The 21,240-nt window shown below is 54.0% G+C and carries 17 protein-coding genes and 1 CRISPR repeat array; of the genes, 10 read left to right on the forward strand and 7 right to left on the reverse strand.

All coding sequences use genetic code 11. The features are described from left to right. Window positions 1–292 precede the first annotated feature (292 nt). Window positions 293–1,042 (reverse strand): FadR/GntR family transcriptional regulator, encoded by a 750-nt coding sequence (locus TALK_RS20635; protein ID WP_085621058.1) that lies wholly within the window; start codon window positions 1,040–1,042, stop codon window positions 293–295. Between the two features lie 640 nt (window positions 1,043–1,682). Here TALK_RS20635 and TALK_RS20640 point away from each other — a divergent pair. Both TALK_RS20640 and araD1 read left to right on the forward strand, forming a co-directional pair. Continuing rightward, window positions 1,683–2,456, forward strand: coding sequence for an SDR family NAD(P)-dependent oxidoreductase (locus TALK_RS20640; protein ID WP_085621059.1), 774 nt, complete (start codon window positions 1,683–1,685; stop codon window positions 2,454–2,456). Between the two features lie 55 nt (window positions 2,457–2,511). Further along, window positions 2,512–3,501, forward strand: coding sequence for an AraD1 family protein (araD1, locus tag TALK_RS20645; protein WP_085621060.1), 990 nt, complete (start codon window positions 2,512–2,514; stop codon window positions 3,499–3,501). Between the two features lie 114 nt (window positions 3,502–3,615). After that, a CRISPR array of direct repeats spans window positions 3,616–5,037; the repeat unit is 37 nt; unit sequence GTTGCGGTTGGACCACAATTCTTCTTCTGCTAAAATG. A 73-nt stretch (window positions 5,038–5,110) separates the two neighbouring features. On the opposite strand, the gene cas2 is transcribed toward araD1, so the two are convergent. From cas2 to cas9, 3 genes are read right to left on the reverse strand one after another with little or no spacing between them, the layout of a single operon-like run. After that, entirely contained in the window at window positions 5,111–5,419 is a 309-nt protein-coding gene (gene cas2 / locus TALK_RS20650) for a CRISPR-associated endonuclease Cas2 (RefSeq protein WP_245830064.1), read from the reverse strand. A gap of 20 nt (window positions 5,420–5,439) precedes the next feature. Then, on the reverse strand, window positions 5,440–6,351 hold the full coding sequence (gene cas1, locus TALK_RS20655) for a type II CRISPR-associated endonuclease Cas1 (protein ID WP_211274864.1): 912 nt from the start codon (window positions 6,349–6,351) through the stop codon (window positions 5,440–5,442). Then, on the reverse strand, window positions 6,351–9,500 hold the full coding sequence (gene cas9, locus TALK_RS20660; protein WP_085621063.1) for a type II CRISPR RNA-guided endonuclease Cas9: 3,150 nt from the start codon (window positions 9,498–9,500) through the stop codon (window positions 6,351–6,353). The genes cas1 and cas9 overlap by 1 nt, the downstream gene beginning before the upstream one ends. Before the next feature lie 519 nt (window positions 9,501–10,019). Between cas9 and TALK_RS20665 the strand changes: the two genes are divergently transcribed. Continuing rightward, a complete protein-coding gene (locus tag TALK_RS20665; RefSeq protein WP_211274865.1) occupies window positions 10,020–10,280 on the forward strand; it encodes an AbrB/MazE/SpoVT family DNA-binding domain-containing protein in 261 nt (86 codons plus the stop codon). Then, window positions 10,280–10,645 carry a type II toxin-antitoxin system PemK/MazF family toxin gene (locus TALK_RS20670; RefSeq protein ID WP_085621064.1) on the forward strand — a complete coding sequence of 122 codons (366 nt, stop codon included), beginning with the start codon at window positions 10,280–10,282 and terminating at the stop codon, window positions 10,643–10,645. Before TALK_RS20665 ends, TALK_RS20670 begins: the two co-directional genes overlap by 1 nt. Window positions 10,646–11,023: 378 nt before the next feature. Here the strand turns inward: TALK_RS20670 and TALK_RS20675 are convergent, their stop codons facing one another. Continuing rightward, complete coding sequence (locus TALK_RS20675) at window positions 11,024–12,229, reverse strand: MFS transporter (protein ID WP_085621065.1); 1,206 nt, start codon at window positions 12,227–12,229, stop codon at window positions 11,024–11,026. Between the two features lie 142 nt (window positions 12,230–12,371). On the opposite strand from TALK_RS20675, the gene TALK_RS20680 reads away from it, so the two are divergent. Further along, a complete protein-coding gene (locus TALK_RS20680; protein ID WP_139833898.1) occupies window positions 12,372–13,349 on the forward strand; it encodes an AraC family transcriptional regulator in 978 nt (325 codons plus the stop codon). A 32-nt stretch (window positions 13,350–13,381) separates the two neighbouring features. On the opposite strand, the gene TALK_RS20685 is transcribed toward TALK_RS20680, so the two are convergent. Both TALK_RS20685 and TALK_RS20690 read right to left on the reverse strand, forming a co-directional pair. Further along, a complete protein-coding gene (locus TALK_RS20685; protein ID WP_085621066.1) occupies window positions 13,382–14,017 on the reverse strand; it encodes a LysE family translocator in 636 nt (211 codons plus the stop codon). 104 nt (window positions 14,018–14,121) lie between these two features. Beyond that, complete coding sequence (locus TALK_RS20690) at window positions 14,122–14,883, reverse strand: IclR family transcriptional regulator (protein ID WP_085621067.1); 762 nt, start codon at window positions 14,881–14,883, stop codon at window positions 14,122–14,124. A 142-nt stretch (window positions 14,884–15,025) separates the two neighbouring features. On the opposite strand from TALK_RS20690, the gene TALK_RS20695 reads away from it, so the two are divergent. The 5 genes from TALK_RS20695 (at window position 15,026) to TALK_RS20715 (ending at window position 21,202) form a co-directional block, all read left to right on the forward strand. Next, a complete protein-coding gene (locus tag TALK_RS20695) occupies window positions 15,026–16,741 on the forward strand; it encodes a thiamine pyrophosphate-requiring protein (RefSeq protein WP_085621068.1) in 1,716 nt (571 codons plus the stop codon). Window positions 16,742–16,939: 198 nt separating this feature from the next. Further along, complete coding sequence (locus TALK_RS20700; RefSeq protein WP_085621069.1) at window positions 16,940–18,754, forward strand: alpha-amylase family glycosyl hydrolase; 1,815 nt, start codon at window positions 16,940–16,942, stop codon at window positions 18,752–18,754. A gap of 119 nt (window positions 18,755–18,873) precedes the next feature. Beyond that, a complete protein-coding gene (locus TALK_RS20705) occupies window positions 18,874–19,977 on the forward strand; it encodes a hypothetical protein (RefSeq protein ID WP_085621070.1) in 1,104 nt (367 codons plus the stop codon). A gap of 120 nt (window positions 19,978–20,097) precedes the next feature. After that, on the forward strand, window positions 20,098–20,568 hold the full coding sequence (locus TALK_RS20710; RefSeq protein ID WP_085621071.1) for a hypothetical protein: 471 nt from the start codon (window positions 20,098–20,100) through the stop codon (window positions 20,566–20,568). A gap of 151 nt (window positions 20,569–20,719) precedes the next feature. Next, window positions 20,720–21,202, forward strand: a complete 483-nt coding sequence (locus TALK_RS20715) for a PAS domain-containing protein (RefSeq protein WP_085621072.1) — start codon at window positions 20,720–20,722, stop codon at window positions 21,200–21,202. Window positions 21,203–21,240 lie beyond the last annotated feature (38 nt).

Here is a 21,240-nt window from a genome sequence, read left to right on the forward strand (position 1 = left end):
GGTGAGTAATGGGGGGTTTGTTTACTGCGCCGGGCGGGGGTGCTGGGCGGTGCCGGATTTCGGGGCTGTTTTAAATGGTATGAGGATAGCAAAACGGGGCGGCCAAATTGGCTGCCCCGGATCGGTTTTTGGAGTGGTCAAACGTTCGGATCGGTTTTGGTGCCATCAGGTGTATCGAAAACGTTACAGCCTGATCTGTGGCCCGTTCATCTATCGCCGGATCATCTTAACCCGGATCAAAGCTTGATCATCCCCAGTCAGATCATCCCCAGTCAGATCATCTCAAACCGGATCAAAGCCCGATCACATCCCAGTCATGTTCGCTTTTCATGCCGAGTTGCTGACGGAGCTGTCGCATGGTGCGGCGAAGCAGGCGGCGCATGGCTTCGCGGGCGTCGCCGGGTTCGCGCTGGCCGATGGCGTTGTAAACCGCCAGATGATCGGGCAGGGATTTGACATGCGCCTTTGGCCCGCCCGAAGACAGGCGGAAAGAGCCGATCAGGGCGGTTTCGATCAACATGCCGAAGGATTTCATGAAATCATTGCCCGAGGCATCCAAAATGGCCTGATGGAAAGCCAGATCGGTCATATAGACCGCATCGGTGCCGAGTTCGGCATTTTCCATGCCGACATAGGCGGCCTCGATCGTGGCAAGCTGTTCTTCGGTGGCGCGTTCGGCGGCCATGGCGGCGGTATTGGGCTCGATAATCATGCGGGTTTCAAACAACCCGTATAAAAACGCCGGGTCGGGATCGGGGAAATGCCAGGACAGAACATCAGGGTCCAGCAGGTTCCAGCTTGTGCGCGGTTTAACCCGCGTGCCGGTTTTGGGCCGACTTTCAATCAATCCCTTGGCCGACAGGATTTTGATCGCCTCGCGCAGGGCGGTGCGTGACACGTCAAGCGATTCACTTAAGGCAGCCTCGGTCGGCAGAACCTCGCCCGGGGCCAGTTTGCCCGAGACAATCCGTGCGCCCAGATCGTGCGCAACGATGCTGTGCAGGCTGCGTTTGGCATAGGTTCTCGACATGGACGACGACATTGGACTTCCTCCGGCGCGGTCTGTGGGAAGGCGACAGGTCAAGGGTGACCGCGCTCTGATATTATTCATATAATATGAATTAATTTTTAGGGCAACTTCTGTGCGACCACCAATGCCTTGTGTTGCAACGCATATATTTATTTCGGTGGGTTTGTGCAGGCCCTGATTGTAGCCCGGTTGCCCCGCGTCCAAGGTGATTTTATATAGCCCAGTTATCGCCAAAGCGGAAGCAATGACTTTGGGGTTTGTCGCTTGACAGGGCGATACATCCTGCTAATTAATGTTATTGTATGAAGAATAAACAATGAAGAATAAAGCTGTCAGGAGGAAGCATCATGTGCAGGACAAAGGATCATCCCGACCGGGGGTAGCGGCAAATCGGGCATTTGTTTGCCAGGCCATCCCGGATGATGAAATTTTTTTGCCTTGTTGCAATGCACCGGCCACAATCGGCCGTACCTTTTACCAGCTTTAATCATGATCTTATTGGTCCACCGGCGGGGTGTTTGCCGATGGACCGATCCGCCGACATCGTGATTGCGCCGTTTACCGGCGGATCGCGAGACAGAGCAGATGCAGACGAATAACGAACAGACGAATAGCGACCAGATCAAGACCAGATGACGGGAGAGAATTGACCATGCCGGACCGCAAACCGACGACTTATACAAGCCTTGCCGATGCGTCGGTATTTATCACCGGTGGAGCATCGGGCATTGGCGAGGCGCTTGTCAGTGCCTTTGTCGCACAGGGGGCGAAGGTCGCCTTTGTCGATATCGCCGAGGATGCCGGTATCGCGCTTGTTGAAAAGCTTGGCAAGGATGCCAAACATACGCCGCTGTTTATCACATGCGATATTACCGATATTGCGGCCCTGCATAAGGCGATTGCCGATGCGGCCAAGGCGCATGGCCCGATCACGGCATTATTGAACAATGCCGCCAATGATACCCGCCATAAATGGCAGGATGTGACGCCGGAATATTGGGATGAACGCCAGGCGATTAATATCCGCCCGTCGTTTTTTGCCATTCAGGCAGTCGCCCCGATGATGCAAAAGGCCGGCGGCGGCGCGATTATCAATTTCGGCTCGGTCAGCTGGATGATGGGGCAGGGCGGGATGCCCGGCTATACCACGGCAAAGGCCGCCACCCATGGATTGACGCGCGGCATGGCGCGTGACCTTGGCAAGGATGGCATTCGGGTTAATACGCTGGTGCCCGGCTGGGTCATGACGCAGCGCCAGCTTGACCTTTGGGTGGATGACGCCGCCGAGCGCGAAATAGACGAGCGTCAGTGCCTTAAAGACAGGGTAATGCCCGATGATATTGCCCGGATGGCGCTTTTCCTAAGCTCGGATGAAAGCCGCATGGTGACGGCACAGAACTTTATTGTTGATGGCGGCTGGGTCTGATCGACGGATCGGAAGGGGCTGTTTTTCTTATGCCAAGAATATCAGGACGGATTACATGAGACTGGTTCAATACACAGATACTGCCGGGGCACAGCATGTTGCGATTGTCGAGGATGCCGATACCCTGATCCCGCTTGTCGGGGTTTCAACCACGCGCGAATTGGCAAATATTGCGATTTCATTGGCGGGCACCATGATGGATACCGCCAAGACCCACAAGGGCGATACGCGGATTGATTATAACGAGGTTGTCGAAAGCGGGCGTTTATTGCCGCCCGTTACCCATGCCGATCCGGCGCATTTCCTGGTTACCGGCACCGGTTTGACCCATTTGGGATCGGCATCGGCGCGCGCCAATATGCATAAGGCCGATAACAAGGCCGCCGACGAAACGGATTCAATGAAAATGTTTCGCATGGGCGTTGAAGGCGGCAAGCCAAAACCCGGCGAACACGGCGTGCAGCCGGAATGGTTTTACAAGGGCGATGGATCGATTGTGGCCCATCCCGGCGCGGATATGCCCAGCCCGTCCTTTGCGCTTGATGGCAGCGAAGAACCCGAAATTGCCGCGATTTACGTGATTGATCCCTATGGCAATCCGGCGCGGATCGGCTTTGCGATTGGCAATGAATTTTCCGATCATGTGACCGAACGCCAGAATTACCTTTATCTGGCGCATTCAAAATTGCGCGCCTGTTCGATGGGGCCGGAATTGCTTTTGGGCGATCTGCCCAGCCATGTCGAAGGCATGTCGCGGGTTTATCGCGATGGCAAGGTGATTTGGGAAAAACCGTTTGTTAGTGGCGAGGACAATATGTCTCACAGCTTGGCGAACCTTGAATACCATCATTTCAAATATGATTTGTTTTGCCGCCCGGGCGATGTGCATGCGCATTTCTTTGGCACGGCAACGCTGAGCTTTGCCGATGGCATTACAACGCAGGATGGCGATCAGTTTGAAATCGAGGCCGCCCCGTTTGGCCGTGCGCTGCGTAACCGGCTTAAAGTGCAGGCGGAACGCAAGGTGACGGTTAAGGCGATCTGATCGGCAAGAGACACCAAGATTTTATCAAGGGGCAAAAGCCCTGTCTCCCTCCAGAGCGACCACTCCCCGGCTCAAGCAATTGGGCCGGTTTTTTTTTGTTTTCGGGGTGGGGGCATTGCGGTTGGACCACAATTCTTCTTCTGCTAAAATCCGCTGCCAGACTGGCCGCGTCTCATGTCAGTTGCGGTTGGACCACAATTCTTCTTCTGCTAAAATTCAATCCCCTTTTTTGTATTGCATCCAATAGTTGCGGTTGGACCACAATTCTTCTTCTGCTAAAATGGCCTTCCAGCCGATCAAACGGTTGATCGTGTTGCGGTTGGACCACAATTCTTCTTCTGCTAAAATGCACTGATTGGATACTAGACACAATAGATGGTTGCGGTTGGACCACAATTCTTCTTCTGCTAAAATATGAGTAATAACAGCACCACCGGCATATTTGTTGCGGTTGGACCACAATTCTTCTTCTGCTAAAATGGCTTAGAAGGTCGTTCGGCTTTTGCGCGAGTTGCGGTTGGACCACAATTCTTCTTCTGCTAAAATGGGGCGGCTATCATCATTGGCGGCCTGCCGGTTGCGGTTGGACCACAATTCTTCTTCTGCTAAAATTTCGATCCGAGAAAGCTCCGCCTTCTTGTAGTTGCGGTTGGACCACAATTCTTCTTCTGCTAAAATAGCCCGATGAAACATAAGCGTTGCTGTGTTGTTGCGGTTGGACCACAATTCTTCTTCTGCTAAAATAGGAACTTCTGCCGGGGTTGATTGTGTTTGGTTGCGGTTGGACCACAATTCTTCTTCTGCTAAAATGAATACATCGCGCTATATGGCGAGGACTTAGTTGCGGTTGGACCACAATTCTTCTTCTGCTAAAATTGATGTTCAGCACATCATAACCAGAATAAGTTGCGGTTGGACCACAATTCTTCTTCTGCTAAAATGTTGTATTCGCCAACGCCATCTTCGCCTGCGTTGCGGTTGGACCACAATTCTTCTTCTGCTAAAATGCGCAGAAAGGGCAGGAGCTTTCGACACTTGTTGCGGTTGGACCACAATTCTTCTTCTGCTAAAATGACCTTGCGCAGGAATACGGAGTTGACCCAGTTGCGGTTGGACCACAATTCTTCTTCTGCTAAAATGGTAAGATGGTCGTACATCACATTGTATGCGTTGCGGTTGGACCACAATTCTTCTTCTGCTAAAATGTTGTATTCGCCAACGCCATCTTCGCCTGCGTTGCGGTTGGACCACAATTCTTCTTCTGCTAAAATGCGCAGAAAGGGCAGGAGCTTTCGACACTTGTTGCGGTTGGACCACAATTCTTCTTCTGCTAAAATGACCTTGCGCAGGAATACGGAGTTGACCCAGTTGCGGTTGGACCACAATTCTTCTTCTGCTAAAATGGCAGCCCGATGGGCCTTAAGGCCGAGACTGTTGCGGTTGGACCACAATTCTTCTTCTGCTAAAATGTCACATCACCAATCACAGAAAAACCAAAAGTTGCGGTTGGACCACAATTCTTCTTCTGCTAAAATAGCCTTTGGAAAAGCCCCTGATTTCAGGGGCTTTTTTGCGTGTTTGACAGGGCAAAAACCGGTATTTTCAGGTGTCAGAACAGTTCGAACTGGCCGGGATTTTTTCGTGAATCCTGTTTTGTTCTTCCGGTGTAAGAAACGATGTTTTCATATTGTTTGTCGGTAAAATACAAAATATCGACTTTGCCGCCACTGGGCAGTTTGGTTCGGACCTTGCGGGTTATGCTTTCGGATTGTTCCTTGCCTGCACAAAACCGCAGATAGACTGAAAATTGTGCCATTTCAAAACCAAGATCAAGCAAATGGGTGCGAAAGCCGGTTGCGGCCTTGCGTTCCTTTTTGGTCATCACCGGCAAGTCAAACAACACCATGATCCACATCATCCGATATCCCGATAGCATGATCAGCCCAATTCAAGCGGCAGGGGGGCAAGAGGCAGCGTAAGTTTTTCGATGTCGCCCAGATAGCATTGCGCCAGTGACCCGGCGAGGCGATGTAGGCATTGCATGACCGGGGATGCCCCGGCATCGGTTGGCAGATCATGGGCGGTTATGGTCGCCATAAGCCGTTTTGTATCGCTGTCGAGGTCAAAATCAGCGTCGTCCGTGTGATGTGCACAGTGGCGAAAGACAATCAGATCGACAATCGGACGAAAGGGTTCGATCAGATCATCAACCAAATTCATTGGATTGACTGTGCTGCGATGATGCAGGCCAAGAGAGGGATGTAACCCCGCCGCCAGCGTTGCCCGTGCGGTGGCGGCCCGCAGGACGGCATAGCCATAATTTAACATGGCATTGGGGCCACTGCCGAACCGGTCCCGGCGAAAGTCATTGCCAAACATCAATTGCCAATACCGTTGGGCGGCCTGGGCTTCGATATTGTCGGGGTCGCCGGATTTAACCTGGCGGATTAAGGACCCGACCGGCACATGCGGTTTGCCAAGGGTTTGCAGTACAGCGGCCTGGGCTTCGATTTTGGCTTGAACCAATTGTTTCCACAGCCGGTTTTTCATTGATTTTGATGCGTCGGCCTGTGCCATGATGCGTTTGGATTGCTGGTGATGGGCATTTGCCGCCATCAGATAGCCAATCGGCATGTGGTTGGGGCCGCATAATACGACCGGTACGGATCGTTCGGCCAGTTTGGCGATCAGATTGTTGGAATAGGTCAGGCCATGGGCGGAACAGATCAGTGCGCCAATATCATCAAGCGGTACTCGACCGATGACATCATTGCCGGATCGGATTTCCATTGATCCGCGTGCGACCGCCAGATGGCGGTCATCACTGGCGATTTCAATAATACGGTCCATTATCCGTCCTCTGGCGTATCGCCGCGCAGCTTGCCCAAGGGATCGACAAACAGTTTTCGGGCGCGGCGTTTGCGAAGGGCGTCACCGGAACAATAAGTATATTTAAACGGATCGTCCTTGTCGCGGTTGCGGCTGTCGGTATTGGCTTCATGGTGGCGGGTAAGGGTGATCATGCCAGACGATAATTGGACCACTTTGCAAACGGTCATTGTGCCGTCGATGTCAACCATCAACATATCGTCGCGGAACAGGCGCATGACCCGGCGAGCGGTTGGAAAATTGCGTTGCCATTGCGGGGTGAATCCGGGTTGCACGGCATCAAAGCGCGATATTATTTCGTCGCCCCATTTGCCATCCGGGCGCTGATAGATTTCAGCACACAGATTGCCGTCGCCTTTGTATCCTTTATAGACCTTGCCCGCGCGGTCATGGATCGGGATGACCGATAGTTTGGTTTCAACGCGCACGCGCTTTGTGCCGGTTTGGACCGACCAGTTGCGCAGGGCATCCTTGAATGGCGCCCCTGCACCGGTATCGGCAACGGCATCCACAAGACTTTGGCGGATGGTCAGATCGCGGATGGTTTCAATATCCTTTTTTGAGCCAAAGGACATGACATCCTTGCGGGTGACAACAGTTGAAATGCCCTTGGCATTGGTTTCCACAATGCCATAGGCGGTATCATTATGAAGGGCACCGGGGGTTGCGGCCCCGTGTCGATGACCGGGAACAAAACCGGCATCAGGTTTGTGCGATACGATGATTTCATCGACTTTGTGGCGCACTTTTTCGCGAAAATCGGCAAAAGGTTCGGGCATATCAGCGATGATACGGTCGAGGTCTTCGGCCTCGGCGATGGCGGCAGCGCGGGAAATGCGGTTTAAAATGCCCCGGTCGGTAACGCCGATGACGATGGCATCAATGGCGTGGTGACGGTGATCGTCGCGGTTTTTGGTGGCATTGCCGGTCGACAGAATGCTTTCAAGGCCCCAATGACGGCGCAGCCATGCGGTCAGACGGCCCGGTGTCACCCAAACCGCGTTCGGATCACAGATTTTCGATACATATTCCCGCGCGATACGGCTTAGATATTGGGTGTCGGTTAATTGCCGATCCAGAAAATCGCCATCACGTTCAAGGCGTTCCATCGCATCGGGGGCAAAACGCCATGATTTGTTATGGGGCAGACGTGCCCCGCGGGTGGCGATTTCGGCCCAGTCATAACCGGTTTCGCCATCGCGCCCGAAGGCTTCCCATGGGGTTCTGTTGCCTTTTGCCCGGTTAGCCCCGCGAAGACATAAGGTTTTATTGGCCGGGCTGTTATCAAGCGAGCGTGAAAAAGGCAGGATATGTTCAATTTCGATTTCGGGGGAAAACAGCCGTGATATTGAAATGTTTTCGCCGGAAAACGGGCAGGAGCGCGCGGCAATATTATGTTCGTCAAGTTCGTCCCAAAGGCGCAGGCGCAGCATGTTTTCGCCGTTTATGGCAATGCCGAGTTCCTGCAATTTGGTGCGGCGTTGATCGTTTTTATCCTGATTTTTCTTTTGCTGTTTGTTGATTTCGTCGCGTTTGGCCTTGCTTTGTTTCAGGTCGCGGGCGATTTCCAATACGACCTGATCGGGATGCCCGTATCGGGCAATCAGGGCATTGATCACATGGCGCAATTGATTAAGCGCGATATGGACCGTTGGGTTGGCGATTTTGCCGTAGCGTTTTTCGGGATTGTCACTTTCACCATCGCCAAAGGCAACGTGGCGTTCAAGGGCGATACCGTAATAGGGCAGTTCATCCAGAATTTCGCCATCGGGCAGCAAGGCGTGGTCATATCCGGCCTTTTTGCAGGCCAGATCATAGGGAAGATGATCATCGCGCATAATTTCGACAAGGGTTTCAAGGGCTGTTTTACCCAGTCGTGAATAGCCATCGGGGATTTTGGCATCGGCGATGGCTTCGCATTTGGTGCGATCAAATCCGAAACGATTGTGCAGGGTTTCGATCAGGATTTCTTCGTTTTCTTCGTGGATCAGTTTATCGACAATTTCGGTTTGATCGGCCATGGACATATCGCGCCATTTGGGACCGAAATATTTGGGGGTGCCAAGGATGGCAGCGGTCAAGTCGCCTTTGACATCGGTTTGTTTTTCGGTTTCATGGGAAAAGGTAAATTCCGATCCGATGCCGATGGTCTTGCGGATTGCCTTAAAGGTCAGTTTCGGTTTTGCCAAAAGGGCGCGATAGAGCAATGTGCGTTGGTCACGATCCAGCGGGTGCCGAACAAGACCGGCATCAATCAGGCGCAAATCACCAACAAATTGTAAAATACGAAAATGCTGCACGATGGGCATTGCGGTTGGCAGGCGGCGTTCGGCATTGTTGAACGTGCATTTACCGACATCGGGTGTTTTGAGTTTGCGTTGAAAGAAAATCGTATCGTGGATTTTTTCACGTGCATCGGCGGTTAAAATATCCGGGTGAAACGCGGCTTGGGCATCCCACAGTTGATCGAATTCATCGGCGATCGCATCGCGCGAGGGATAAAAATCGTAATAGGCCTTGGCCCCTTCGCCGCGCACTTTGGCGCGGACCGATTGGGGGGCGGTATCGGCAGCGGGGGTTTGGTTTGCCTGATGGTGGCGGTGTTGCAATTCACCAAGGGTACGGCATCCTTCGGCCTTTAAGGCATCTTGCAGATTTTTCATGCCGATTTTGGTGATGCCGGAATCGTCATTGCCCCGGTCGGTTTTACGATTGGATTTAAATCCGCGCCGCTGGTTAAGGTGGAATAATGCCCGGCCAAGATGATGCGGATGCAACGCATCATCCAGACCGGTTGCACGCAGGGCATAGGGATCAAGGTGTTCAAGTTGCTTTTGTCCGTCGCGATCCGAGGGCATCAGGCCAAAGGTCACGAGGCGGCCCATCAATTCATCGCGGCGTTTCAGATAACGGTCGCGACGACGGCGGGCGGATCGGGCTTCGCGCCGGGCAACGGCAAGGGATTGTTTATCCTTTGGGTTGCGCCCATCGGGAAAAATTCGTGCGCCGCAATCAATCAGATCAATTGGTTTGCCCGATGAATCAAGTGACAGGATGCTCCAGCCAATTGAATTGGTGCCAAGATCAAAAGAAAAGCGACGTTTCGTCATGTGAATGCCCCTGGAAATATGCGCATTTTTTTATGTGCAAAGTAATTGATGTTAGGGCAGGGGAAGGGGGGCGTCTGCTCTTCTTTCGGCTTAGGTTTCCTATCCAAGAGAGGGGGATGTATCGCGTTGACGTAGCGATGGTTTTGTTCGAAGATAATTTGTCTTTTAGCAGAAGACGAGTTGTGGTCTGGCTGTTAACAAGCTTTAGAGCACAAAATTGCAGGGCAGGCTCCGGCCTGTCCTGCCTTTGTTTTTAAGGGGGAAAATGCAGTCCCCTTTTCCAATAGTCGTCATACCGGGCGGTGCGAAGCCATGATCCGGAATCCCTAACCCTCTATTGTGACACATGGATTCCCGCGTTTAAACAAAAGGGGACAGGACAAAAAAAAGGGGACAGATTTATTTTCCCCAAAAGATGCTGTGTAAGTTCGTCTGTTGTGTAGATACAAAAGTTGACACTTTTACCGGGTGGATTTACAGTAGCTACATATGTAGCTACGCCATATCCGGGAGAATGTTATGCAAAGTGAAATCAAGCGTTGGGGCAACAGTGCCGCTGTGCGGCTTTCCAGCAAGATTTTGGCGCAGGCGCGGCTGGATGTTGCCAGTCCGATCAGCATTGACGTCAAGGCGGGAAAAATCATTATCGAGGCGGCCCGCACAACGACCCGAAAGGTCAATCTTCCTTTTTCAGAAGCAGACCTTTTGGTTGGGCTTGATGCCCATGGTGCGCATGAAGATGAGCTTGCGCAGCCTTCTGCGGTGGAAACGGGCGCGTGATGGCGGGGCCGTATGTGCCGGAGCGCAATGACATTATCTGGCTGGATTTTGAGCCGACCAAAGGCAAAGAGATTGGCAAATATCGACCGGCGCTGGTGCTATCGTCGCGCCCGTACAATATGCAAACCGGCCTGATGATTTTCTGTCCGATCAGCACAAGCATTCGCGGGGGCGTAACGGAGGTTCCGGTTGATAATCTTGATAAGCCTTCTGTGGTGGCGGCCAGCCTTATTCAAACTCTGTCGTGGAAAGATCGGAAGGCTGCTTTCATTGCCAAGGCCATGTCGGGCGTGATGGAACAAGTTCTCGTCCGCATCATTCCGTTGATCGGTGCCGATGCGGTGATTGAAAAATTTATTGAGTGAGAGCGCGTTCCAAACGGAACGAAATGCGATCCTTGGATGCCTTTCCAAATAAGGACTTCCTCTGAAAAAGAGGGCGTCTTTTTTTTGCTTTTTCGATGGTCGGAAAATTGTACCAATAACCATCATGTCGGCGGTGCGAAGCCGTGCCCCGGAAGGTATCGCCCGGTGCGGATCATTCATAACCCATTGTGACACATGGATTCCCGCCTTCGCGGGAATGATGGCGTGGGGGTGTGGTTGGGGCAGGATGCTTGATGCTTGATGCATGGTTTATGGTGGCGGGGTGTGGTTGGGCGGATAAAGAAGCACCCCGGCAATCTGGTGACTGCCGGGGTGGGCTGGGCCGTTGAGGTGCATCGTTGGGGGAAGGGGCGATGCTTATCCCTGTTCCGCCGGAACAGGGGCAGTTCGCAGGCCCAGAGTGACGATGATTGAAGCGCCGACCAGAAGCAGACCGGCGATGGTGAAGACGCCAAGTACGCCGCTGGCATCAAAGACAAGTCCACCGACGCCCGAACCCGTCGCAATGGCGAGCTGGAAGCCTGCGACCAGAAGGCCGCCGCCGCTTTCGGCTTCGTCAGGGACGGTGCGGGTGATCCAGGTGGACCAGGCGACCGGAACACCGCCGAATGCCATGCCCCAGATGGCGACAAGCACGGCGGTCGGGGCAATTGCGCCCTGAATGCTGACCATGCCGATCCCGGCAAGGCCCATGATCATCGGCATCATGATAAGGGTCATGCGAAGCGAGCGTGCGACAAGCGCGCCGCCGATATAGGTGCCGATAAAGTTGGCAACACCAAAGCCGAGAAGAATGCCCGCAACACCGGCTGTTGCAACGCCGGTGACGTTTTCAAGAAACGGCCGGACATAGGTGAACAGGGCGAAATGGCCGGTAATGATCAGCACCAGCGCAAACAGGCCAAATTTCATGCGCGGGCGGCCCATGATTTCAACCAAAGTGCGCAGGCTGGCCCGGCCGCGTGGTGCCATTTTGGGCAGGGTCAAAAACTGTGTGACCAAGGCCAGAACGCCCAAAAGCGACGCTAGCAGAAACACACTGCGCCAGCCAATGACATCACCAAGGTAGCTTCCGAGCGGGGCGGCAAAGATGGTGGCGGCGGAAACGCCGCTAAACAGGATCGACAGCGCGCGCGGAATGCGATTTTGCGGGACCAGCCGCATGACGGTGGCAGCCGCCATGGTCCAGAAACCGCCCAGCCCGATGCCCAGCAGGATGCGGCCCGCCAGCAGCAATTCAAAGTTTGGTGCCATCGAGACGATGATGTTCGAGATAATCAGCAAAACCGAAAAGCTGAGCAGAACATAACGACGATCGAGTTTTCGGGTGACGGTCGCGGTCAGGAGGCTGGTGATCAGGGCGAGAACGGCGGTGGTTGACATGGCCTGACCGGCCAGACCCTCGGTCACGTGTAAATCGGCGGCCATCGGGGTAAGCAGGCTGACGGGGAGGAATTCGGCTGTGACCAGCCCGAAAACACCCAGCGTCATGGAAATGACGGCCCACCAGGCCGGCGCGTCTTGCGCGGCTGCGGCCGGGGACCTATTTGCTGTATCTGTCATCGGAAGTCCTTCGTAAAAGGTGTTTGTGCGTTGCAGCGAAGATACAGGGTCTGACCCGGACGTGCTATGTCAGTTTCTCTGAGATTATTGATCATTCGTCCGAAACTGGTTAGAAGGGGTCTAACACTTCGGGAAAAATGACATGCAGATGCTTTCAAGTGACCTGATCAGCGAGCTTCTTTTGGGGATGCGGATTGACGGGGTGCATTACAACCGGATCCAGATATCGCCGCCGTTTGGCGTGCGGTTTGGGGTTGATCCGGGGCGGGCACAATTTCATTTTATCGCGCGTGGCACGGTTTATTTGCGCACGGACGGCGGGGCGGTTCATACGCTTTGCGGTGGCGATGCTGTGCTTTTGCCGCGCGGCGGGCTGCATTCCCTGTTGTCTGATCCGGGTATTCCATGCCGGGATGTGACGGATTTTGATGCCAGAATGATCTGCAAGCGGGTTGATGATATTCATGTCTGCAAGACCGAGATATGCCGCAGCAATGACACCCTGATTTTCAGCGGCTGCATGGAATTTGACCTGGGCAGTATGCATCCGCTGGTGGCGATGATGCCCGAGGTGATGCAGGTGGGGGATCTGATTGACCGCAACCCGGAAATCCTGCCCATTCTGGAAGCCATGGCACGTGAGGTCAAAGCCGAGCGGGCCGGATATGCCGGTATTCTGACCCGGCTTGCCGATGTGGTGTCGGCATCCCTTGTGCGTGACTGGGTTGAATGTGGCTGTGGCGATGCGGCGGGCTGGGTCGAGGCATTGCGTGATCCGCGCATGGGGCGGGTGATTGCCGCCCTGCATCGTGATCCGGGGCGCAATTGGACGGTGGCGGCGATGGCATCGGAAATGGGCAGTTCGCGGTCGGTCTTTGCCGAACGGTTTTTGGCCGCAACCGGGGTGACGCCGCTTCGCTATGTCACCGAACTTCGCATGCGCCTTGCCAGCCAATGGATCGGGCGCGACCGCATGAGCATTGAAATTGTCGCCGAGCGGCTGGGCTATGGGTCGCAGGCGGCATTCAGCCGGGCGTTCAAACGCACCATGGGAAAATCGCCCGGTGCCATGCGGGTTGTTTCCCCGGTTGGTGATATGCGCGAAATCGGCGTGGCCTGATTGCCAGAGGTTCAGGCGGCTAGGTCCTGCGGCTAAAGCACGGCAAAGCCAACTGATACAATCAGCATCACGGCAAAGATAATATTGATTACCCGCCCGGCGCGCGGGCTTGACAGCAGGCGTGAAAAGCTTGCGCCAAAGATCAGCCAGATTGTGTTAACCATAGCAATGACCAGCGCAAGAGCCGCGAGTTTTAGCGCGTTGTTCAGCCATGCAGAGTGCAGGATGATGTGGTGGCTGGCATAGACCGCGCCAATCGCGGCAAAGGCCTTTGGGTTGGCGATGGCCAGCATCAGGCCACCCCGGAAATCGGGGGCGGTGCTTTCGGGGCTTTTTGCACTTTTCGTACTTTCGGGGGTTAGCCGGGATGATATGCCGGGGCTGACCGGTGCGGTGGCGATTTTCCAGGCAAGATAAAGGATATAGGCCGCCGCGATCAGGGTCAGGATATTGCCAGCAACGGGATGGGCCAAAAGGGCGGTGGCGACCCCGGTTGCGGTCAGGATCAGAACACCTGTGGTGCCCGCGATGATGCCGCACAGGTAACCAAGGCTTGGCCTTATGCCAAAGGCGGAGCCGGTTGCCGCAAGGCTTATGGTGGCGGGGCCGGGGCTTCCCATCAGGGGCAGGGCAGCCAGCCAGAGGAGTAGCAGATTTTCCGTTATCATCGTTGTGATGTTCCCGATTGTCCGGCAAAGCATGACAGGCAGCGTGCCATATTTTGCGCGGGTCGGTCTTGAACGATTGTGACGGTTGGGATGGTCAGAGAATTTCAGGCCTTGCCGTAAAGTGCCTGTTGCCCGGCATTGGCGGCTTGGCGAAGGGCGGTCAGCACCGCATCACGTTTTTCGGTGATCAGGCTGGGCGTTGCACCAAACACCGATAGGGCCGAAATCATATTGCCATGTTGGGTCAGGACCGGCACAGCAAGGGCGAAAATTTCGCTTTCGCGTTCGCCGTTATTGGTCGAGAAGCCCTGTTGGCGGATGGTGGCCAATTCGTCTTTTAACATCGCAAGATCGGTGATGGTGCGGTCTGTCATACCGGTCAGATCGGCATTGGCGAAATAATGGTCCTGATCGGCCGCGCTCATGAAGGCCAGCCAGAGTTTGCCGTGGGCGGTGCAAAACGCATCAAGGCGCGATCCGATGCGGATATCTACATAAAGCGCACGGTCGGGCAGGGCCTTGGCAATGCAAACCGCCATGTCGCGATCAAACTCTGTGGCCATGCAGGCTTCGCCGGTTTGCCGCGCCAGATCATCCAAAACCGGTTGGATCACGGTTGGCAGGCTGCCGTCATGGCGCACCCGGTCGCCCAAATCAGCAAAGACATAGCCCAGTCGAAACACCCCGCGCGCCACCATACGCAACGCCCCGGCATGTTCGAGCGTATGCAAAAAACGATGGGCGGTGATCATGTTGATGTCCAATGCCGTCGCCGTTTCCCCCGCCGTCAGTTCAGACCGGCCTTCGGCAAAGAGTTCCAGAATGCGAAAGGCCTTAAGCACCGATCCGTTAAGCTGGCTTGTCATGGCGGGTGGGGTCCTTGGCTGTGGGCGTGTTGTTATGTGGCGCGGTGATTTTGCCCGCGCGGTGTCTTGACGCGGGCGCGTTTCCCGGAATAAACTATATTATAAATTAAATTTCAAATATAGAAATATGATAGGGTATCACATGGCAAAGAGCAAGGCACAAATCACCCTGACCGCAGGCGGGGCCGTTTTGGCCCGGATGAAAGCGATTGGGGTCGATTATATCTTTGCCAATTCCGGGACTGATTTTCCGCCGATCATCGAAGGGCTGGCCGAAGCCAATGCCAAGGATATTGACCTTCCCGATGCCTTGATCATGCCGCATGAAAATGCCGCGATGGGCATGGCGCATGGCTATTACCTTGCGACCGGGAAAACTCAAGCCGCAATGGCCCATACCAATGTCGGGCTGGCCAATTGCGCGATTGGCGCGATCAATGCCGCGACCGAACATGTGCCGGTGATCCTGATGTCGGGCAGAACGCCGGTGATGGAACAGGGGCGGCTGGGGGCGCGCACCGTGCCGATTGGCTGGGGCCAGGAAATGCGCGATCAGGCCGCGATGGTGCGCGAGGCCTCGAAATGGGAATATGAACTTAAATTCCCCGAACAGGTGCCAGATGTTGTCGATCGGGCCTATGCGATTGCATCATCCGTCCCCAAGGGGCCGGTTTATGTGTCGTTGCCGCGGGAAGTTTTGTGCGAGCCTTGCCCCGGTGCGGGGATTGACGCGCCGCTTCGGATGCAGCCCGTTCGCGTGGCGCCGCCGCCCGCATCGCTTGCGGAAGCCGCCAGTATTCTTGCCAATGCGAAAAACCCGGTGATCATTGCCCAGCGCGGCGCGGGCACGGCCGAGGCGTTTGATCGGCTGTCGTCCTTGGTGGATCAATGGGGCATTCCGGTGGTGCAATATTGGGCGATCCAGCTTGCGCTTGGCACCGATCATCCGATGATGGCGGGCATGGACCCGGCACCTTGGTTAAAAGATGCCGACGCGGTTTTGGTGATTGATTGCATGGCGCCCTGGTCGCCGGAAATTCACAAATTGCGCGATGATTGCAAGGTGATCCAGATCGGGCAGAACCCGCTTTATTCGCGGGTGCCGGGGCGCAATTTTGCCGCTGATGTTTCGCTGACCGGGGAAACTGGCGATGTGATTATCGCACTTGCCGATGTATTGGACCGTCATCACGCCGATCATCGCGATGTTTGTGCGACGCGGCACGATGCGGTGGCGAAACTCAACGGAGTTAACCGGGCAAAGGCTTTGGCCGCCGCTGATGCCGGGGCAGTTGACCCGATGACCAAGGCGTTTGTATCGCGCTGTCTTTCCGAGGCGATTGCCGGGCGCGATGCGACGGTGTTTTCCGAGCTTGGCTGCCCGTTAGAACCGCTTTCACTATCAAAGCATGGAAGCTGGTATCAGGAACCGCATTCCGGCGGGTTGGGCTGGTCTTTCCCGGCGTCGATGGGCTATCAATTGGCCGACAAAGACAAGCTGGTGATCGCGACGATGGGGGATGGATCATACATGTTTGCCAATCCAACCGCGTGCCATCAGATTGCCGAGGCGCTGGAGCTGCCGATCCTGATATTGGTGCTGAACAATAATGAATGGGGCGCGGTGCGCCAGTCTGTGACGGGGATGTATCCCGATGGCTATGCGGCAAAAACCAACCAGATGCCGCTGACCGGGCTTAAACCCAGCCCCGATTTCACCAAGGTTGCCGAGGCCAGCCGAGCGTGGACGGCAAAGGCCGAACGGGCGGCGGATTTGCCGGGCATTCTGCGTCAGGCGATAGCGCATATCGACACCAAGCGGACTCATGCGCTGGTCGAGGTGACGATTGCGCCGTAAGGCGATGGTGGTCTGTTTTTGATGTGTATCCTGCGCCCGGCCTTGTTGTGAAACTTGTGCCGGGCGTTTGACGTTCGGGGCAGGGCTGGAATGCATCTGCCTGCTTTATTAGCACGTTGAAATCGTTGCTTGCATCATGGGCAATTTCATTATTTGATTGCGACAGTATTTCAAAATTGCCTGCCTATAGGAGCCAGTATGGATCGTGTTATCGGAACCTCGGGGCGTATTGCGTTCGCAAGTGCCATGCGCAATCTGCTTGCGGATGTCTATCCGGAACATGATCACGCAGAATTGGTGCGCCGGGTTTTTGAGGCGCTGAACCTGCCGCTTGAGGGCGAGGGGGCGGAGCCCTGCGAGGAATATCTTCGAAAATGGGATCAGCGTGATGCGTTTCTGATTACCTATGGCGACAGCATTTCACGCGACGGGCATCACGGGCTTGAAAGCCTTGGCGATTTTTACCGCACCTGGCTTAAGGACTGGCTGACAGGGATCCATATCCTGCCATTTCATCCGTTTACATCCGATGATGGTTTTTCGGTCAGTGATTTCAGTGTGTTGCGCCCGGAACTTGGCAATTGGGATGACGTCAAAGCCTTATCACGCGATGCAACCGTGATGGCCGATCTGGTGGCGAACCATATTTCGGCGTCGCATGTCTGGTTCCAGCAGTTTCTGGCCGGTGATGCGCCCGGTGTGGATTACATCAAAACTGCCAGCCCCGATGATGACCTTTCCGACGTGGTGCGCCCGCGCAGCCATCCGTTGTTAAGCAAGGTTACGACATCGAATGGGGAAAAGCATGTCTGGTGTACGTTTAGCTATGATCAGGTCGATCTGGATTACGGCAACCCGGATGTGTTTTTTGAAATCCTGAAAATCGTTCTGGATTACCTGAAACACGGCATTCGGGTGGTGCGGCTTGATGCGATTGGCTTTATCTGGAAAGAAGCCGGGACCAGTTCGATCAATCTGGAACAGACCCATAAAATCATCAAGGCGCTGCGTCTGGCGACAACGGCGGTGCATCCGGATGTTTTGTTTATTACTGAAACCAATCTGCCGTTGCTTGAAAACCTGTCGTATTTTGGCGATCAGGACGAAGCGCATCTGATTTATAATTTCAGCCTGCCGCCGGTGATTATTCATGCGTTGTTAAGCGGGCGTAGTGATTGCGTGCGCAAATGCATCATGTCGATGCCGCCCGCCCCGGCGGGGTGCACATTTTTCAATTTCACCGCCAGCCATGATGGCATCGGGTTGCGCCCGGCCGAAAACCTGATCCCCGATAGCGAAATTGATGCCATGACCGAACATGCGCGCAAGATGGGCGGGCAGGTCAGCTATCGCGCGCTTAAGGGCGGCGGGCAGAAGGCATATGAGCTTAACGTCACGCTGTTTAGCATGTTGGCGGAAAACTTTGACGGCGACACGACATACGGTCTGGAACGGTTTGTCATGAGCCAGGCGATTGCCATGTCGCTGGAAGGGGTTCCGGCGATTTATGTGCAATCCATTCTGGCAACAGAAAATGATCAAAAGGGATATGAGGAAACCGGTATCCCAAGGCGTTTGAACCGCAAAATCTGGCAATTGCCGGATGCCGAAGCGCGCCTGTCTGAAGACGGCATTGCCAAATCGGCCTTTGATCAATTGCGCGCGTTGATGTCGATCCGTATGGGCCAGCCAGCATTTCATCCCAATGCGACGCAATATACCCTTAATCTTGGGCCGAATTTGCTGGGCGTCTGGCGGCAGGGCCATTTGAACGATCAAAGCATTTTCTGTGTCTTTAACCTGACCGATAAGCCGCAGGATCTTGATCTTTCCAAGATCAATCTGATCATGACGGTTGGCTGGACCGATTTGCTGTCCCAGCAGGTGATCGAGGATTACAACGGCATTTTGCCGCTGGCCCCGTATCAGATTGTCTGGATTTCCAATGTTGATGGCCGCAACCGGATTGAAAGCCGGTTGTTGCAACGGTATCGCGATGCGATGCCGGTTTAGGTGAAATCTTCGGGGATGTTTGGAAACGGTGTTCCGTGTTGTCGTGTTAATACGAAGGTTAGACAACCAGTGATTGTTGCGTCATTCTGTCTGTGAATGACAGAGGACGGTTGCGGAACATGATACAAAACAAAATTCCCACAGTTTTTGCGGTTGGTTTTGCCGCGATGGCGTTTTTGCTGCTTGGCGGGTGTCAGACGACGCAATCCTATAATGCAGGACATATGGCAGAATATGGTCCCGAGCGGGCGAGATTGTTGCAGATTGCCCGTGATATATGCATTGATCATCTTGGGGATGCGGCGGCCATCGACAGGCTTGCCTTGCCGTTGGCGAATGAACCGCCCGTACTCGAAGAAGAGCAGATCGGGTTCGAAACCGTCACAACACGCGTATACGGGATCCTTTATAAGGGGCGCCGTATCGGGGCATTGTCGAACGGCGAAGGACGGGTGTGCAGTGTTGCTGCCGCGGCCGGGATCGGGATTCCTGATTATTTCACAGATCAACTTGGCCTTGTATTCGAAGACAGGGATTTTGGTGTGGTGGGCAGTCAAATCGACGAAATGCGATATGGTTATCGTGAAATGCCAACGCATCCGGTCAAGAAGATCGTTACGCGGATCAATGTCATTGGCAAAATCGATGTCATCTTGTTCATGACCGACGAGGCCTATCAGATCGAACGCGGTTTTATCGATGATAAAACAACAATGATCACAAATGCCATGCGACCGGAAATTCGCGGCGATGATATGCCGGTCAAGGTTTTGCAGGATATTTGTACGCCAAATATGGGCAACACTATTGCCATGCGCGAAGCGGCGGGGCAATTCACCCGCACGGATGGCAAGGTTGTTACCGATAAGCGGCTGCGGATGTTTGGCAATAAAATCGAGATTTTCCCGTTGCTGCACAAACCTGATGGAACGATCAGTGTGGTGATGATGTCACCGGATGCCAAATCTTGCGGTATTTGGGAAATCGGCGCCCCAAAACCGGTCAAGAATTTGTTTGCGCATTTCGGCGTGGAGGTTTTGGGGGAAAAGGCTATTGATGATGGCCTTTTGCGATATGGTTATCGTGGCGCGGATGAAACCGTATTGATAAATTTAACGCGTGTGCGCCCAGAGCAAACCATTAATGGTATGTTCTTTATGCAGCGCGAAGCCTTTGACCGCATTCCCAAAGGGATCGCACCGGCGTTGCCGCAGGGTATTTGACGCTTTTATTCTGCGGCGTGATAAGATTTAAGGTAAGGATGTTTGCATGTTGCGGCGCATTATGTTGCGGCGTGATGCGTTCTTATGATCAGATTAAAGTGTCGGGGGGCACGTTGTGCGATGGCTTATGCGCAAGAAATCCGGCTGGATCACCTGCCGGAGGATGCGGACGGGCGTATTTTCCGATTGTTCGATATTTGGCAAGATGCGTGCCCTGACGGGGATATTCCCGACCGGCGTGATCTTGGCGCGGATCGGCTTGCGCCCTGGCGTGATGATATCGGGGTTTATGAATATCTGCCCGCCCGCCATGATTTTATCATTCGCATTGACGCGCCCAATATGATTGCGGCGAGCGGCGAGAATTATCAGGGATCGACCCCGCGCCAGATTGATATGGATTTCGGGACAGCCGTGTTTGCCACCTTGTGCAATGTGATTGCAACTGTTGCGCCGCAATTTCACATGATCGGGGTCCAGCGCGTGCAATGGGAAAACTGGTTGCGGGTGATGTTGCCGGTTCGGACCCGGTGCCGCAAGGGTGACCCGGTCATACAGGTCTTGGTTGTGCATTTCCTGTATCGCGTTTGAAAACAATTTCTTTTGAGTTTGCTACTTGTTCTGACGTCATTGTTTCCCAATTTATCGATATCTGGGGGAGAATGAATGGTTAAAGTTATGTCTATTTCTGATTGTGGGTCTGGCGAGGGACATATCGGCATATTTGGTGATATATCCTGATATGGAAATGTTGCTTGATAAATTGCCTGATAATGCCCCGCAGGCCGCATGCGATCTTTTGGATTTCTGGCATCGCAGCCGACAGGAAGATGGCCTGCCAAGTCGGACAGAATTTTCGCCGACGCATTTGGGGCCGTGGCTTGATGATATCAGTATCTATGAATATGTGCCGAGCAAGAATGATTTTCAGATCGTGATTGACGGGGAAAATATCGTCAAAATGATGGGCGAGGACTGGCGCGGGGGATATGCGCGCGAAATCGATTTTCGGTCTGATACAAGCATTCACAGTGCATTAAGTGTGGTCCGCGAAACCGAACAGCCGCAAATACATTTGATCCATATTTTTCGCAAAGACTGGTCGCGGGGGGTGCGTTTGCTAATGCCGGTTCTGCGGCCATGTGTGGGGAAAAAAGACGTCTTGCAAGTCTTTATGGCGGTGTTTCCGATTGAATTTGCGGCGGATACCGATCCGTTTTATTAGGACCAGATCCTAGGTGTTGTTTACATTCATTGACAACA

This window comes from Thalassospira alkalitolerans (genome assembly GCF_002115745.1).
GTDB classification, from domain to species: domain Bacteria; phylum Pseudomonadota; class Alphaproteobacteria; order Rhodospirillales; family Thalassospiraceae; genus Thalassospira; species Thalassospira alkalitolerans.

What these genes read in the sequence shown, in the direction of transcription:
- TALK_RS20665 (WP_211274865.1), top strand. Translation starts at nt 10,020, where the DNA reads ATGCAAAGTGAAATCAAGCGTTGGGGCAACAGTGCCGCTGTGCGGCTT.
- TALK_RS20680 (WP_139833898.1), top strand. Translation starts at nt 12,372, where the DNA reads ATGCAGATGCTTTCAAGTGACCTGATCAGCGAGCTTCTTTTGGGGATG.
- TALK_RS20690 (WP_085621067.1), bottom strand. Translation starts at nt 14,883, where the DNA reads ATGACAAGCCAGCTTAACGGATCGGTGCTTAAGGCCTTTCGCATTCTG.
- TALK_RS20635 (WP_085621058.1), bottom strand. Translation starts at nt 1,042, where the DNA reads ATGTCGTCGTCCATGTCGAGAACCTATGCCAAACGCAGCCTGCACAGC.
- TALK_RS20710 (WP_085621071.1), top strand. Translation starts at nt 20,098, where the DNA reads ATGGCTTATGCGCAAGAAATCCGGCTGGATCACCTGCCGGAGGATGCG.
- araD1 (WP_085621060.1), top strand. Translation starts at nt 2,512, where the DNA reads ATGAGACTGGTTCAATACACAGATACTGCCGGGGCACAGCATGTTGCG.
- TALK_RS20675 (WP_085621065.1), bottom strand. Translation starts at nt 12,229, where the DNA reads ATGACAGATACAGCAAATAGGTCCCCGGCCGCAGCCGCGCAAGACGCG.
- TALK_RS20700 (WP_085621069.1), top strand. Translation starts at nt 16,940, where the DNA reads ATGGATCGTGTTATCGGAACCTCGGGGCGTATTGCGTTCGCAAGTGCC.
- TALK_RS20640 (WP_085621059.1), top strand. Translation starts at nt 1,683, where the DNA reads ATGCCGGACCGCAAACCGACGACTTATACAAGCCTTGCCGATGCGTCG.
- TALK_RS20685 (WP_085621066.1), bottom strand. Translation starts at nt 14,017, where the DNA reads ATGATAACGGAAAATCTGCTACTCCTCTGGCTGGCTGCCCTGCCCCTG.
- cas2 (WP_245830064.1), bottom strand. Translation starts at nt 5,419, where the DNA reads ATGATGTGGATCATGGTGTTGTTTGACTTGCCGGTGATGACCAAAAAG.
- TALK_RS20705 (WP_085621070.1), top strand. Translation starts at nt 18,874, where the DNA reads ATGATACAAAACAAAATTCCCACAGTTTTTGCGGTTGGTTTTGCCGCG.
- TALK_RS20670 (WP_085621064.1), top strand. Translation starts at nt 10,280, where the DNA reads ATGGCGGGGCCGTATGTGCCGGAGCGCAATGACATTATCTGGCTGGAT.
- TALK_RS20715 (WP_085621072.1), top strand. Translation starts at nt 20,720, where the DNA reads ATGGAAATGTTGCTTGATAAATTGCCTGATAATGCCCCGCAGGCCGCA.
- TALK_RS20695 (WP_085621068.1), top strand. Translation starts at nt 15,026, where the DNA reads ATGGCAAAGAGCAAGGCACAAATCACCCTGACCGCAGGCGGGGCCGTT.
- cas9 (WP_085621063.1), bottom strand. Translation starts at nt 9,500, where the DNA reads ATGACGAAACGTCGCTTTTCTTTTGATCTTGGCACCAATTCAATTGGC.
- cas1 (WP_211274864.1), bottom strand. Translation starts at nt 6,351, where the DNA reads ATGGACCGTATTATTGAAATCGCCAGTGATGACCGCCATCTGGCGGTC.